Here is a 14,641-nt window from a genome sequence, read left to right on the forward strand (position 1 = left end):
CTTTTGCCATAAAAAGCATACAGGGATGCGCATTGATCCCTGTATGCCGTATTAATCTTACAATAAAGCTTGGCTTTATTTCATGTAGCGTTGCATCCGACGCTGGATTTTCAGCATCTTGCGACGTGCAGCGTTCGCTTCGCGTTTCTTCTTTACGCTAGGCTTCTCGTAGGCCTGATGCTTCTTTATTTCCGAAAGAATTGCGGCTTTCTCGCATTTCTTTTTAAAGCGCTTCAAGAGATAATCGAAGGATTCGTTTTCTTTTGACACTACTGTCGGCAATCAAATCACCACCTTTTGTTTATGATTTAAGAAATGCCAATTTCTTGGCTGCTGGAATTATGTCAAGCAGGAAATTTGCTACAGGCGAAACATCGGCTCAATTGGCCTGGAAAAGGGCTACTGGCGGTAAAGACAGTCTGCAAAGCCAAAAAAGATTTGACACAAATCAGTAGCACAGGACTCTGCCTTTGGCACTAATACAATAAACTAACTACTAGAAAAATAAAATAACGGAGTAACAATGAACACACAACCTTATGCAGAACCTTGGCGCATCAAAATGGTGGAGCCTGTAAAGATCCTGAGCCGGGAAGAACGTGCCGCAAAGATCAAAGCCGCGGAATATAACCTCTTCAATCTTGACGCTGAAGACGTGTATATCGATCTTCTTACTGATTCCGGTACCGGTGCGATGAGTGACCGGCAATGGTCTGCTCTGATGCAGGGCGACGAGAGTTATGCAGGGTCCCGCAGCTTTTTGCGCATGAAGAAGGTGATCAACGAAATATTGGGCTTTCCTTATGTGATACCCACTCATCAGGGCCGTGCCGCCGAAAACGTGTTGTTCTCTGCCACTATCAAAGCCGGAGACATCATTCCCGGTAATGCCCATTTTGATACCACCAAGGGGCATATCGAATTTCGCAGAGCCATTCCTGTGGATTGCACTGTGGACGAGGCCGGAGATCCCACTCTGGAGCTGCCATTCAAAGGGAATATTGATGTCAAAAAGCTGGAAGCCTGTATTGCCGAACATGGTGCGGACAACATTCCCATGGTGATTCACACCGTTACCTGCAACACCGGAGGCGGGCAACCAGTATCCATGGCAAATATCAAGGCAGTCTCAGCAGTCTGCAAAGCCCATAAAATCCCGCTGATATTCGATTCTGCCCGTTTTGCCGAAAATGCCTATTTCATCAAAGTGCGCGAAGATGGTTATCAGAATAAAAGCATCAAAGAAATCGTGAAAGAGATGTTCAATTATGCAGACGGTATGACTATGAGTGCGAAGAAAGACGCAATCGTAAACATTGGCGGATTCATCGCTTTGCGTTCTTTGGAGACATATCGCGAGTGTGCTACGTTCAACATCATGTTCGAAGGTTACCTTACCTATGGCGGTATGAGCGGCAGGGATATGGATGCCCTGGCGGCAGGATTGATGGAGAGTACAGAATATGACTATCTGCATGCCAGAGCATCTCAGGTAAAATACCTGGGAGACAAGCTCATTGCTATGGGAATCCCGATAGTAAAGCCGGCCGGTGGTCACGCCATCTATGTGGATGCCAAAAGTGTATTTCCTCATATCCCGCAGATTCAATATCCTGCGCAGGTATTGGCGGTAGCATTATACGTGGAAGCGGGAGTTCGCGGAGTGGAGATAGGCACAGTATTGGCAGATCGAGATCCTGTGACCCGTGAAGAACGTCCTAGTAAAATGGAATTGCTGCGTCTGGCGATACCGCGCCGCGTATATACAAACAACCATATGGACGTGGTTGCGTGGGGCTTGGAGCAAATCTGGCCAAAACGCCAGAGCTACAAAGGCCTGAAGATAAAATACGAAGCGCCGATTATGCGGCATTTCACCGCTACCTTTGAAACACTGTAAACATGTTTGATCATCGCGGGCTTCTTTATCCCTGATACCCGCATACCTTATATAGCCAAGCCGCACTTTATGCTTGACACAAAGTGCGACTCGTGACTTTTGGCTTGAAAATACAAAAAAATCCGGGAGATAAGCATGAACATTATTGATGACCTGTTCTATACCGATAGCCACGAGTGGGTGAGAGTTGATGGAGACATCGCCACAATCGGCATTAGTGATTTTGCTCAGCACGAGCTGGGAGACATAGTTTTCGTAGAGCTACCTGAAGTGGGTATGAAGGTTTCTGCCGGCGAACCCTGCGGATCCATCGAAGCCGTTAAAGCCGTTGAAGATCTCATCTCACCGGTTTCCGGGAAAATCACCGAGCGCAACACCGATCTGGAAGACAGCCCTGATCTCATCAACAAATCCTGTTATGAAGACGGCTGGATCATGAAGGTACGCCTCAGCAACACCGATGAGCTGGAAAATCTGCTCAGTGCGGTAGAATACAAGAAGATTATTCCCGAATAAAAACCGGTTCGGTTTCGCCGTCTTTGATAGAAAAAAGCGATAGCTTCCTGATCATTCTCTCTGCCCCTTCTGGAGGTGGGAAAAGCACGATTTTACACGAAATCCTGCAGCGGTTGGATAACGTGGATTATTCCGTAAGCTACACTACCCGCAGCCCCAGAGGCGAAGAGCAAAATGGAGTTCACTATCATTTTGTGAATCAAAAGGAATTTGAAAATCGCAGAGCAGATGGAGACTTTCTGGAATATGCCAAGGTCTTTGGTAAAAGCTGGTATGGCACTTCCATCTCCTACATCAAGTCCCGCTTGGCGCTATCACGTCATGTGATAATGGATATCGATGTTCAGGGCGCTTCACAGATTGCCGCTACAGATATTCCCTATGTAAAGATCTTCATCATCCCGCCATCCATGAAGGTTCTGAAAGATCGGCTGATCAAACGGGGCACGGATAGTGCGGAGGATATCCAGAGAAGATTGGATACTGCAAAAAAAGAACTTGCCTGCATTCCTGAATATGATTACTTGGTAATCAATGATATATTGGAAGATGCTATCCAAAATGTAATGAGCATTATCAAGGCGGAAGAAAACCGCATATCAAGATACAAGCAACCCATGCAAGGTTTCTTGGGAGAGGAGAAATAAATGATAAACGAAAAGATTGAAGGTTTCCTGGAAAAGGTAAACATGAACTACTTGTTCTGCCTTCTCTCAAAACTGGAAGCGCAGCGCATCAATCAGTTCCCCAGCTTCGTGAAAAACAAGTTTGACAAGAAGATAACTGTGTTGTCTATGGAACACGTTGCTGCCAATGAGGTCCCGGATTACATCAATGAACTGGCTGAAGCTGAACAAGCGATGGCTGCAGAGCGGGCCTTGTTTGAAGACAATGAAGAGGGCGACGATTTTACCGAAGAGACCATCGATGATTCCGCAAAGTTTGCCCGGGAAATCCAAGCTTCGGATCCCTCCGAATACGATAGCTTCGAAGTAGTGAAAGATCCCTTCGCAGAAAGCGATGACGACGAAGATATCGACGACTTTGACGATGATGACGACGACGAAGATGACGATGAATAATGTCACGCCGTGCACTCGTTCAATATCTTGAACTCTTAAAACAAAGCGGCATCCGGTATCTGTATCGCAGTCCGGATTCAGATCCAGAGCAGCAGGACAGGCAGCAATTGCTGGACAGCCTGCGCACACGTTACTCAGATTGTACAAAGTGTCCTCTAGCCGCCGGACGGATCAATCTGGTTTACGGAGAAGGTAATCCCTTTGCCACAGTGATGATCATCGGAGAAGCTCCCGGTGATAAAGAAAACCTGAGTGGCAGACCATTTGTGGGTGCTGCAGGTCAGCTTCTGGACAAGATGCTGGCTGCTATCCATCTGAATCGCGAAAACATATATATCGCAAACATTGTAAAATGCCGCCCGGAGGGGAACCGTAATCCAAGTCAGGATGAACGCTTGGCCTGTCTGCCATACCTGGTAGAGCAGATCCAAATCATCCGCCCCCGTATGCTTTTAGTGATGGGACTGGTGGCCGCACAGACACTCTTTGGAAACACAGAGACTCTGTCATGGAACCGCAGCCATCGCAACGAGTTTATGGGCATTCCGGCCTGGGCAACATATCATCCCGCCGCGCTCTTGCGCAATCAACATTGGAAACGGCCGGCCTGGGAAGACTTGCAGGAATTTCAAAAAGCATACGAAAGTCTGACAAATGCGTAAGACAATACTGCTATCCGTCATTCTCCTGATAGTAATCTCTTCCAGAGCCAAGGTTCTAATCTATGGTGATACCCGCAACTTCCCGGAGGTACACCGGGAACTGATCGGAGAGGTTCAAGACCTGTGTGTGGAAGCCATCTTTCACACTGGGGATCTGAATCAAAGGGGAAAGGCGCAGAGTGAATACGACTCGTTCAAAGAGATTATCTCTCCGCTAAAGGCTCCATTCTATGTTGCCAGAGGAAATCACGAAAAAGACCTTGCTCTATTCCTGGATAACTTCAGTTCAGCAGAGGGGCGCAGCTATTATAGCGTTGTCCACGATTCCCTGAAATTCGTAGTACTGGACAGTAATCTCTCCCTCCTGCCCAATACCGGGCAATACCGCTGGATGCTAAATGAACTGGAAAGCGCCGATCTCCCCATAGTGTTGATTTTGCACCATCCCATCTTCAGTTCTGGGTATCATGGCGATGAATTGGGCTTGCAGTACTATCTGCCCCAGCTACTGAAGAAACATCGAGTTGCAGCGGTAATCAGCGGACATGAACACAGCTTTGAACACCTCAGATGGGAAGGTTTGAATTTCTTTGTGTCCGGTGGAGGCGGTGCACCTTTGCGGGAGAGGGAAAATCACGATCCTCGTTCTCTATACTTCAATATGACTCATCATTACAATCTCCTCAGCAGAAAGTCCAACTCCTTACTGTGGCAGTGTTTTGACCTCCAAGGCAATTTGCTTTACGAATGCAATGTATATCTACCCTGAGTAAACATGAACAACAAGGTGCTGGCTATTAATGATCTTTCCGGATTTGGCAATACTTCGCTGATGGCCTTGATTCCTCTTTTATACAAGTATGGGTTGGAAGTGTGCGCCCTACCTAGCTCCTTGCTTTCCTCCAATACGTGTTTTCCTGGTTACCAGCTATTGGCTACAGATGTATTCATGAAGGATTGTCTGAAACACTGGCAGGAATTGGGGATGGAATTCGGTGCAATCTATAGCGGATTCCTGGGCAATCCGCAGCAAGTGGATACCGTGCTGGAAGCGATTGAGACGCTTGCTATCACAGAAACACTTGTGTTGATCGATCCGGTAATGGCAGACAATGGTGAACTTTATCCCTGTTATGACGAACATATGATATTGGCTATGCGTCGTTTGATTGCAAAGGCAGACATTATCACTCCAAACTTCACCGAGGCCTGTTTTCTGGCTGGAATCGATCCCAGGGATGATGCGGGAGAAGAGTGTTTCAATACTATTTGCAACAAACTACACGATTTAGGAGCTTGTGAGCTCATCATTACAGGTGCTCCGGGCGTAAAGGACGGCTGTAACATTATCTATTCTGCTTCTCCAAATACACAATTACAAAGCTATGCGTGTCAATACATCCCTTGTTTTTTCACCGGTACTGGCGATATCTTCAGCACTTTGATGCTGGTCTATATGCTTAAGGGCATACCGAGACCGGAAGCCATCACCAAAGCTGCGGATTTCATCTACAATGCCATCAACCATTCTCTGGCCAAAGGAAGGGATGGCAGAGCCGGAGTGCTGTTGCAGGACATTCTGCAAACAGGAGAATATGGATGCCAGTAAATGATCGGGAATGCATGAATCCCGTACCGTGGAGTTGATTTGTTTTTTCCCGGCGCTTGCGTAAGCGATCTGGACGGTACGCTGTTACCGCATAACAGCACAATCAGCAGGGAAGACCTGCACACTCTGGAAGAGCTCTCCGAGAAAGGAATATGCAGAGTGCTGGCTACTGGCCGTTCGCTTTATAGTATGCGTAAAGTGGTGCCTAGAAGTGCTCCTTTCGATTATGTGATCTTTGCCACCGGTGCCGGGATAATGGATTGGCATAGCCAAGAGCTTATCTACAGTCAAAACTTGGACGGGGAGCAGATTAGCCGCGTTTGTGCTGTATTGGAGGAGTTAAATCTGGACTATATGCTGCACAACGCCATCCCTGAAACTCACCATATGCAGTATAAGGCGTTCAATGGTATTCCGGATTTCCTGCAGCGAGTGGAGATTTATCGCGAGTATGCCACTCAATTGCGGGCAGATCAAGCCCCCAATTGGGATCAGGCCACTCAGTTCCTCGCCATTGTGGATAGCCACCGCAAGGATATCTATGACAGCCTGTCACGTCTTTTGCAACCTCTTACCATTATCCGCACCACATCGCCATTGGATTTCTCCTCGCTGTGGATAGAGATCTTTGCTCCGGGTGTGAACAAGGGTAGTAGCTTGGAATACTTGTTGAAACACATAGGCTTATCTCTCTCTCAGAGTATGGTTGTGGGAAATGATTACAACGACTTGCAGATGTTGAAGATATGTCCGAATGCCTATGTGACGGCAAACGCACCGGAGAGCATGAAAAAAGAGTTCAGAACAGTAGGTCTTTGCAAGGACAACGGCTTTTCCGAGGCTGTAGAGCTTTGGCTGGAAAGTGCCGGACTTGGCTGAACATCACGTAACTATAAAGATAAAATGAGAATAACTGGAAAAGAATAACTTGTTATGAAAACAATCGTTTTGCTCTCAATTTCAAACATCTTCATGACCTTTGCCTGGTATGGTCACCTGAAATACAAATCATCTCCCATTATCAAGGTGATCCTCATCTCCTGGTTTATAGCATTCTTTGAATATTGCTTCCAAGTGCCCGCAAACCGAATCGGCTACGGTGTTTACAATGCCTATCAGTTGAAAACCATTCAGGAAGTGATTACTTTGGTTGTATTTAGTGTATTTTCTGTCCTATATCTCAAGGAAGAACTACGCTGGAATTATGTAGTGGGCTTTTTTCTGATCGTGCTGGCTGTGTTCTTCATCTTCAAGAAGTGGTAGCCAGCTCCTCCCAGTATGCCACGGCTCTGCGCAGATGTGGGATTACGATGGATCCTCCCACCACAAGGGCGATATTCATGGCTTCCAGCAGTTCGTCTGTGCTTACTCTCGCATTATAACACTGATCCAAGTGATAACAGATACAATCGTCACAGCGTAACACCATGGAAGCTACCAAGCCCATCAATTCCTTGTGTTTGGCGGAAAGTGCTCCCTCAGAGTAAGCCGCTTGATCCAAGGCAAAGAAGCGTTTGATATTCAAGTTGGCTTTGTCCAGAGTAATCTTCGTAAGCTTTGCCCGCTGTTTCCTGAAATCACTCACTCTCATACTCTCTCCTTCTGAACGCTTTTCAACAGCGACATCAGATCAGCTTTATCCGGTATTACCGGGCTGATCACGGTGTTTCTGGCGGCTAGAATCTGGTCTGTCCAAGAGTATAAAAGGGCATCGTCCGCATCCACTTTCAGCTTGATCGGAAACGCATCCAACCACTCCAGAAAACCTTCCATAGTCATGCCTAAACTGGCAAAAAGCTGATCCAGTTCTGCTTTTACAGCAGGATAATAGTAGCGCATGATGATCTCGATGAACATGCCGTTGGCAAGACCGTGTGGGGTGTTGTACTCTGTGGTGAAGGGGTAACCTATAGCATGCTGCAAGGTTGTGCTGGTATGTGCAATGGTGATGCCTCCATACATCGATGCCAAACACAATGCATTACGGGCTGGCAGATAACCGGGATTCTTCAGGCAGGTCTGCAAGTTATCTTTGATGAGGGATATTCCGCGAAAGATCATGGGGTACAAGAGCGGATTACGCATGGAGCTGTAGATGCCTTCAAGTAGATGTGAAAGCGCATCAATGGAAGTGTTCAGGCTGATCCGTGGAGAAAGGCTCAATGTGTATTTTGGATCCACTATCGCCAGCCGGGGGAAGAGCAATTCGCAACCAAAACCAGCCTTCTTGTGAGAGCTCTTGTCCGTTAGGACACTGTATTGCGTAGTCTCAGAGCCTGTTCCGTGAGTAGTGGGAATGGCTACGATGGGGTAGGCATTCTGGTGCATTTCGGCATCGTATAACTGGTCAATCAGCAGGTCATTGGCAGCGGCTAGCGAGATGGCTTTGGCGGCATCCAGCGGGCTGCCTCCTCCTATTCCGATCACAAAATCGCATGCCTCTTTTATGAGTTGCCCTTTCCCGGCTATGATCTGCGTAGTGTCGGGGTTTTCAGAGATTTCTGCAAATACACTGTGGGCAATACCCTTGGAATCCAGTAAGGGCAAAAGATCGCTCATCACTCCGCTTTTGACAGCGCTGCTTTTCCCACATACGATCAGGGCTTTTTTGCCCATAGATGGTAAGTATGCGCCGGCTTCATTAAGGGCATCGGCGCCAAAGCATATTCTGGTTGGCAGGTACAGCATGATATTACTCCCAAAATGGTCTTTGAGCTAAATCAATACGAGCAGGGGCTGGGTGTCAAGACATATCCGCATTATTTGTTGCAGGAACGTATAGCTGGTGTAGCACATGTTACCGAAGTATGCCTTTCAATGGGCATCTCCATGGCTGCCTCAATGGTTAAAACTATGCCGAAGCAGATATAAAGGCGTTATCATCGAGTGAGCACTAGATCATAACGGGATGATAACAGCTTCATCACCACTTAATCCAAGGAGAAAGAAAACCCCAGGCACTGGGCTTGGGGTATTTCAATAATGTATTAATACTTATTTTACCCAGACCATACGGCGGGTTTTGTTATATTTACCGGCCTTCATACGGTAGAGATAAATGCCGCTGGCCAGAGTTTTGCCATCGTCATCTTTTCCGTCGTAGAGCCAGGTGTAGCTGCCTTCGGCTTTATTGCCGGGGCGATAGCTGCGTACCAATTGGCCGCGGATATTGTAGATGTCGATATGCACTTCTGAAGCATCGGTAAGGCTATAGGGGATGTAGGTTCTGTTTTTTGCGGGATTGGGGTAGTTCTGATACAGGGCATTCTTCTCCAAACCAGGCACCAGTACGTCTTTGTGGGCGGATGAGCTGCCGGAAACTATGTAGATGTTGTCGATAGTCCAGCCCGGATCGGTCAATTCATCGGCGATGCCAACATCGCGCAGTCGGAAGCGCAAGTATATCCTTTGTCCAGCGAAATCAGAAAGATAGGCATATTCCTTTTGCCACCAGTCATGGCGTCCGGATTTTATCCAGATTTCCTGCCATGAGCTGCCGTCCGTAGATACTTCCACGGTTACCGGATCAAAGTTCCATTCGGTATAAACATGCGAATCGAAGTGCAGTAAGGGATTTCCAGTAAGAGGAATATCGATCGGAGTTTTGGTGGCAATCCACACATCGCAGTTTCTGGCGTAGTGTCCGCGTCCACCCCAGCTATCCGTTATGGCATTCCCGTTCACACTCAATTCATCCTGCAGCAACCAGGGACCGTTGATCTCCCAATTGTCTGTGCCCTGTTCCCAGGTTTCAGAGAAAATGATATTGGCTTCTCCCAGTTCAAAGCTGATTTGAGAAGCTCCGGGAGCGATAGCCAAGTTTTCCAGGTATGGATAATAACCATTATTCCAGATTTCTATGGGATACGTGCCTTCAAAACCTTCGTATTGATAGGCACCTACTATGTTCAGTTCGTCTGGAATAAAGTCCTTGATGATGATCCTGGCGGGGATGTTCATGCCATTGCTGCTCACATAGCCGTGCAGTTGAGCGCTTTGTTTGGGGCTAAGCTCCGGATTGCGAGTGGTTCTGCCGGTGTTATATACAGTAACGTTGGTGATGACGGTGTCCCAATAACCCTTCTTGCGGGCTTGAATAGTGTAGTTGCCTTGGGGAAGGACTTTCCAAAAGCGTCCGGTATCAGGTGAACTGGTGCGGGGAACGAACCATGGTGCGTGTTTTTCGGGGATTATGATCTCAGCTTCCAGGGCTTCTCCGGTAACGCTGTCTATCACAGTTCCCGTAAGCATGGATGTGGAAGGAACATCGGTGGAATAGTTCAAAGCGCGGTTTAGCATCCACCAAACGCCCTCGCTGGCGCGATCAACGGTATCCAGCATCATTGGTTCCTCTGGCTGCAGATTGCTGGTGCCGACCTCGATGAGAAGCTGGATGGTGCCATATTCCTTGTACATCCAATCGTGGAAAGCTCCTCTGCGGCTGGCATTGGGATAGTATTCGTAGGGTTGGCCGTTCTCTTTATGGATTGCAGTAGCCACGCCCTGTGCGATGCTCTGGGCAAAAGCAAAATCGGGAGAGGGACGCACATCTTTCCAGTTATAAGAAAAATAGACTTTTTCGGAGAAATTGCCAGAGCGTGAGGAGTGCCAGCAGATGCTATATACAAATTTCTTCTGGTCGCACAATGCTTTGATGGCTTGGTTCTCGCTTTCGCTCATGGGAGCGGGTCCGCGATAATAGTCGTAAACCTCATCGCCACCGGGTTGCATCAGGGTGTCGCCATGAGCCCAGTTGAAATCGAAATTACGGTTGATGTCCACACCGTCGATATCATAACCAACGCGCGTATCGAAGTCCAAGATACCATTGTTGTTATTATCACGTTTGTTTTTGCGGTAAGATGTATCCATGTTTGCGGTTACCACATTGTGTCCTTCCGGATTCAAAGTGGGCACCCACCATGTATCCAACTGATTGATCCACTTTATATATGGGCTGGATTGATTGTTTTGCAAGATTTCTTTGGCGTTGCTGAGTGTGATCTGTACGCCCAAAACTTCCTCAGCATGAACCTGACCCACAAAGAGTAGTGCGGGACGGTTCCAAGACCCCTCAAGCTGTTGAACATCGTTGGATATTTGCAGGGCATAGATGGGGATTGAATCATGTTCAGAGTAGCCGATAATGTGGACTTTGGCCATAGTGGGATACTGATCTTCCAGGGCAAAAAGCTCACTGGTGGCTTCCTCGTAAGTGTGATAGCACTCGGGGAGAGGAAGGTTTACCTGAGCGAATAGAATCAGGGGAATAAAGGCCATCAACAGGCATATGAGGCGTAATCGCATTATATACTCCATAATTATTAACATTTACGGTTTATTGGATGCAATTTCTGCTCCAAACGGTGATTATATCGTTCAGACTTGGCCCAGATAGGCTTCCAGCAGCTTTAGCGTGTTGTCGATGGCTTGAGTGTGAGTGCGCTCGTAACCGTGAGAGGCAAACACTCCGGGGCCGATAAGGCCGTGTTTGATGTCATAACCGGCTCTCAATGCGCCTTCCACATCTGAACCATAGTAAGGATAGATGTCCACCGCATATTGCAGATTCATCTTTTTGGCGAGCTTGATCAGGGCATCGGTAACGTCCCAATCGTAGGGTCCACCGGAATCCTTGGCGCAGATGGAAACCTTGCATTCGTCGGTTCCCAGGTCGTCGCCTACAGCACCCATATCTACGGATATCATCTCCACGGTGTCATCGGGAAATCCTGATGCTGCGCCATGGCCAACTTCTTCGTAGGTGGTGAAGAGAATACCAGTCTTCCTGGTGAGTTTCAGTTTACCGTCACGAACTTCTTTGGCTAAGGCCAGCAGTACTCCGGCACTGGCTTTATCATCCAGATGGCGGCTCTTGATGAAGCCGGAATCGGTGTGAATGGTACGGGAATCCAGGGAAACAAAATCTCCGGGTGAAATTCCGAGTTTCTCGGTGTCGGCTTTGCTTTTCACGATCTCATCGAGGACTATCTCCATGTTGTTGTCGTCACGTTTACTGGTACCGGAATCGCTATAAACGTGCACTGCCGGACCGTTTATATATACCGTTCCGGAGTAGCGTTTGCCATCTCTGGTGTGAACGGTAACGTTTTCGTTTTCAATGTTGTTTTCAGGGTAGCCGCCGATCTTGGTGAAACGCAATCTGCCGTTGCCTTTGATGGCGCGAACCATAGCCCCAAGTGTATCGATATGTGCGGCAAGAATCAGGGGATTGCCCTCGCCGCCCAGATTGGCCAATACTGAGCCCTTTCGCGAGACTTGAGCTTCATAGCCCATGGCACTCAGTTCTTCAATTAGATACTTGGTCGCCACCTTGGTGAATCCGGTGGGGCTGGGAGTTTTGCACAGAGCTAAAATCTGCTCTACGGCGTAGCGTGTGTAATCCATAAGTTCTCCAATTTATGTAAATTCTATTGCTTTGCGAATATCGAAAGGCATCTATTGTAATAATTGCGATTGGCGGCAACAATGGAACTAAGATCGGGATCAGGGATCTGCTGGGCTTCAGCGATAGTGCGTTCCACCAGAGGAAAGATGCCGGTGAAGGGGATTTTCCCTTCCAAAAAGAGTTTCATTGCCGCTTCCACGGCAGCATTCATCACTGTGGGCAGAATCCCGCCCTGTTTGGCGACTTCCAGGCCCAGATAATACAAAGGGTAGCGTTCGGCTGAAATGTCTTCAAAACTAAGTTGTGGCAGCTCCAAGAGATTGGTTTGCACCAATTCCGATTGCCAGCGCTCTGGATAACTGAGAGCGTATAGAATGGGGAGGCTCATGTCTGGCGAGCTTATCTGAGCCAGCATAGAGCCATCGCGGAATTGCACCAAGGAATGAATGATGGACTGGGGATGGATGACTGCTTCGATGCGTTCGTAGGGCATATCGAAGAGCCAGTGTGCTTCCATCACCTCCAGAGCTTTGTTGAACATGGTAGCGCTATCCAGAGTAACCTTTGCGCCCATATCCCAATTTGGGTGTTTTAATGCCATTTGGGGTGTGATGCGGGAGAAATCCTGCAAAGGCAGAGTTCGGAACGCACCGCCGGAAGCAGTGATGATGAGCTTTTGTACTTCATGATGAGGGTGCTTGCCCAAGGCTTGAAAGATGGCGGAGTGTTCACTATCTACAGGCAGGATTTGTCCAGGTTTCTTCAACTTCTGAACCAGATGTCCGCCCATCACAAGAGATTCTTTGTTTGCCAAAGCCAGTTGTTTGCCTCTTTGCAGGATGGCGAAAGTGGCTTCAATACCTGCAGATCCGCCGATGGCGTTCAAACCGATATCGTAATCCGCATCATCCAGAAGCGCCAGCAGAGCCTGCCTGCCGAAATACACTTTCTGTTCGGGGCATTCATCCCGGATACTCTGCTGCAGCTTGGGATCGCTGATGCCGGTGAATACCAGAATGGGGATCCGGAATTTGCGTGCTAGGGGACAGAGTTTGGCGGAGTTTGAATGGGCAGCGGCGAGGTTAATGGAGAGATTTTGTAGATGCTTGCTATAGACCTTAAAAAAAGAATCCCCTATGGAGCCACTTGCGCCCAGCAGGGCGATCTTTTTTACCATGAGTAGGTTAGTGAGATCTTATGAGTATAGCCCAAGCCATCAGGTGCATTGGTCTTTAAAGCGTAGTATAAACCAAGGGGTTTGAATTGAAGCCCCAATCCGGTGCTGAAGCTGTCCACATCATATCCCGCCATCAGTTGTAAAGCGGGAATGGGGCGGATCATAAGCCCGGCATGAATGTCTCCGCTAAGGGAAGAGCTGCTGAAATTGCTGGCATCACCGCGCTCTTCAGCATAAATCTGGCTACGAACGGCAAGATGGACGGGGATTGTGCGTTTCATGATATCTCGGCTGTAGGAAAGCTCCATATCCAGATTTGGTATGGCTATCTCGTGTTCGCCGGATTCCCAGAGGATCTGTGTACCGAAGAAATCACGGAGATTTATACCAAGCAAGAATCCCTTTCCCGGGTCCCACAAAGCACCCAAATCTGCACCAATGCCGTAACCGTTGTGCTCGGCAAGGCTGCGGTAGGCAAGCTTTGGCGAGATTCCCAGATAGATGTTTTTACTCATCTCCCTACCATAATTAGCGTACATTATCAGGTCTTGGTTGCTTACCGTTTTCCACACATAGGGACGGTTGTCGTTGCTGAGTTCTTCCTCTTCGTTTTCCAGCTTTGTAAGCTTAATTTTATCGATGGCAAGATGATTGATGGTGATGCCCGAACCGCTGCCAACCTTGAGGGAAATCTGGTTCTGAGTAAGTAGCCCTTCAAAATGATCACTGCGCATCAATTCTACTCCGCGAGAATTATCGTAAGCCAAGAGAGCTGGATTCCACCAGCCGGCGGCTTGGGATGCAGAATATGTGAGTCCGGTACTGCCCATGGCTTGGTTTTGCACACCGGGGCTGAAGCTAAAGATTTCTCCCGCATATTTGGTGGCTGCCAAAGGCGTAAGTAATACCATGAGCAAGAACATGAGCTGTAAGTTTTTCATAATGATTCCTTCACAGACAAGATAAGCGATTGCGGCGAAGAAGAAAACAAAAAAGTGGTGGGCCCAGAGGGACTCGAACCCCCAACCATCCGGTTATGAGCCGGAAGCTCTACCAGCTGAGCTATAGGCCCCCATCACTATGACTTTCCTTAGAATCCAAGGGGCTGTTTTTGTCAATCAGTTTTTTATTGCAGTACATCCGAGAGCCTCTGCAAAGGCACTTTCATAGAGTTTTTTTGATAAAGACAGCAAAGATTAATTGACTACTAGAATAAGGATAAGGCGTCCTTGAGACGCCGAAGACGTGGCACCAGCCAAAGCTCTTTGAGGCTGGGGAAAGGGCAA

Annotated in this window: 16 protein-coding genes and 1 tRNA gene; 9 read left to right on the plus strand and 8 right to left on the minus strand. The window is 47.9% G+C overall.

What is annotated here, in order from left to right:
• Positions 1 to 75: 75 nt before the first annotated feature.
• A complete protein-coding gene (gene rpsU / locus PHF32_03610; protein MDD4559815.1) occupies positions 76 to 282 on the minus strand; it encodes a 30S ribosomal protein S21 in 207 nt (68 codons plus the stop codon).
• A gap of 241 nt (positions 283 to 523) precedes the next feature.
• Between rpsU and PHF32_03615 the strand changes: the two genes are divergently transcribed.
• From PHF32_03615 to PHF32_03655, 9 genes are all read left to right on the plus strand, one after another.
• The gene (locus tag PHF32_03615; GenBank protein MDD4559816.1) at positions 524 to 1,900 is read left to right on the plus strand and encodes a tryptophanase; all 1,377 of its coding nucleotides are present in this window, start codon (positions 524 to 526) and stop codon (positions 1,898 to 1,900) included.
• A 135-nt stretch (positions 1,901 to 2,035) separates the two neighbouring features.
• Complete coding sequence (gene gcvH / locus PHF32_03620) at positions 2,036 to 2,416, plus strand: glycine cleavage system protein GcvH (protein MDD4559817.1); 381 nt, start codon at positions 2,036 to 2,038, stop codon at positions 2,414 to 2,416.
• Positions 2,417 to 2,439: 23 nt separating this feature from the next.
• Positions 2,440 to 3,063, plus strand: coding sequence for a guanylate kinase (gmk, locus tag PHF32_03625; GenBank protein MDD4559818.1), 624 nt, complete (start codon positions 2,440 to 2,442; stop codon positions 3,061 to 3,063).
• Positions 3,064 to 3,498, plus strand: coding sequence for a hypothetical protein (locus tag PHF32_03630; GenBank protein MDD4559819.1), 435 nt, complete (start codon positions 3,064 to 3,066; stop codon positions 3,496 to 3,498).
• Positions 3,498 to 4,160 carry a uracil-DNA glycosylase gene (locus PHF32_03635; GenBank protein MDD4559820.1) on the plus strand — a complete coding sequence of 221 codons (663 nt, stop codon included), beginning with the start codon at positions 3,498 to 3,500 and terminating at the stop codon, positions 4,158 to 4,160. The genes PHF32_03630 and PHF32_03635 overlap by 1 nt, the downstream gene beginning before the upstream one ends.
• Positions 4,153 to 4,929 carry a metallophosphoesterase gene (locus PHF32_03640; GenBank protein MDD4559821.1) on the plus strand — a complete coding sequence of 259 codons (777 nt, stop codon included), beginning with the start codon at positions 4,153 to 4,155 and terminating at the stop codon, positions 4,927 to 4,929. Before PHF32_03635 ends, PHF32_03640 begins: the two co-directional genes overlap by 8 nt.
• Positions 4,930 to 4,935: 6 nt before the next feature.
• The gene (locus tag PHF32_03645) at positions 4,936 to 5,769 is read left to right on the plus strand and encodes a pyridoxamine kinase (protein MDD4559822.1); all 834 of its coding nucleotides are present in this window, start codon (positions 4,936 to 4,938) and stop codon (positions 5,767 to 5,769) included.
• Positions 5,770 to 5,808: 39 nt separating this feature from the next.
• Complete coding sequence (locus tag PHF32_03650) at positions 5,809 to 6,648, plus strand: HAD family hydrolase (GenBank protein MDD4559823.1); 840 nt, start codon at positions 5,809 to 5,811, stop codon at positions 6,646 to 6,648.
• 54 nt (positions 6,649 to 6,702) lie between these two features.
• The gene (locus PHF32_03655; GenBank protein ID MDD4559824.1) at positions 6,703 to 7,032 is read left to right on the plus strand and encodes a DMT family protein; all 330 of its coding nucleotides are present in this window, start codon (positions 6,703 to 6,705) and stop codon (positions 7,030 to 7,032) included.
• Here the strand turns inward: PHF32_03655 and PHF32_03660 are convergent.
• From PHF32_03660 to PHF32_03690, 7 genes are all read right to left on the minus strand, one after another.
• The gene (locus tag PHF32_03660; protein ID MDD4559825.1) at positions 7,019 to 7,360 is read right to left on the minus strand and encodes a carboxymuconolactone decarboxylase family protein; all 342 of its coding nucleotides are present in this window, start codon (positions 7,358 to 7,360) and stop codon (positions 7,019 to 7,021) included. The genes PHF32_03655 and PHF32_03660 overlap by 14 nt on opposite strands.
• Positions 7,357 to 8,457, minus strand: a complete 1,101-nt coding sequence (locus tag PHF32_03665) for an iron-containing alcohol dehydrogenase (protein ID MDD4559826.1) — start codon at positions 8,455 to 8,457, stop codon at positions 7,357 to 7,359. Before PHF32_03665 ends, PHF32_03660 begins: the two co-directional genes overlap by 4 nt.
• 306 nt (positions 8,458 to 8,763) lie before the next feature.
• Entirely contained in the window at positions 8,764 to 11,076 is a 2,313-nt protein-coding gene (locus tag PHF32_03670; GenBank protein MDD4559827.1) for a M14 family zinc carboxypeptidase, read from the minus strand.
• Positions 11,077 to 11,148: 72 nt separating this feature from the next.
• Positions 11,149 to 12,177: a M42 family metallopeptidase gene (locus PHF32_03675; GenBank protein ID MDD4559828.1), complete on the minus strand. Its 1,029-nt coding sequence runs from the start codon at positions 12,175 to 12,177 to the stop codon at positions 11,149 to 11,151.
• 23 nt (positions 12,178 to 12,200) lie between these two features.
• Positions 12,201 to 13,355 carry a 1-deoxy-D-xylulose-5-phosphate reductoisomerase gene (gene dxr, locus PHF32_03680; GenBank protein MDD4559829.1) on the minus strand — a complete coding sequence of 385 codons (1,155 nt, stop codon included), beginning with the start codon at positions 13,353 to 13,355 and terminating at the stop codon, positions 12,201 to 12,203.
• The gene (locus PHF32_03685; protein MDD4559830.1) at positions 13,349 to 14,296 is read right to left on the minus strand and encodes a hypothetical protein; all 948 of its coding nucleotides are present in this window, start codon (positions 14,294 to 14,296) and stop codon (positions 13,349 to 13,351) included. Before PHF32_03685 ends, dxr begins: the two co-directional genes overlap by 7 nt.
• Before the next feature lie 55 nt (positions 14,297 to 14,351).
• Positions 14,352 to 14,427, minus strand: a tRNA-Ile gene (locus tag PHF32_03690).
• Positions 14,428 to 14,641 lie beyond the last annotated feature (214 nt).

This window comes from Candidatus Cloacimonadota bacterium (genome assembly GCA_028706475.1).
Taxonomy (GTDB): domain Bacteria; phylum Cloacimonadota; class Cloacimonadia; order Cloacimonadales; family Cloacimonadaceae; genus UBA5456.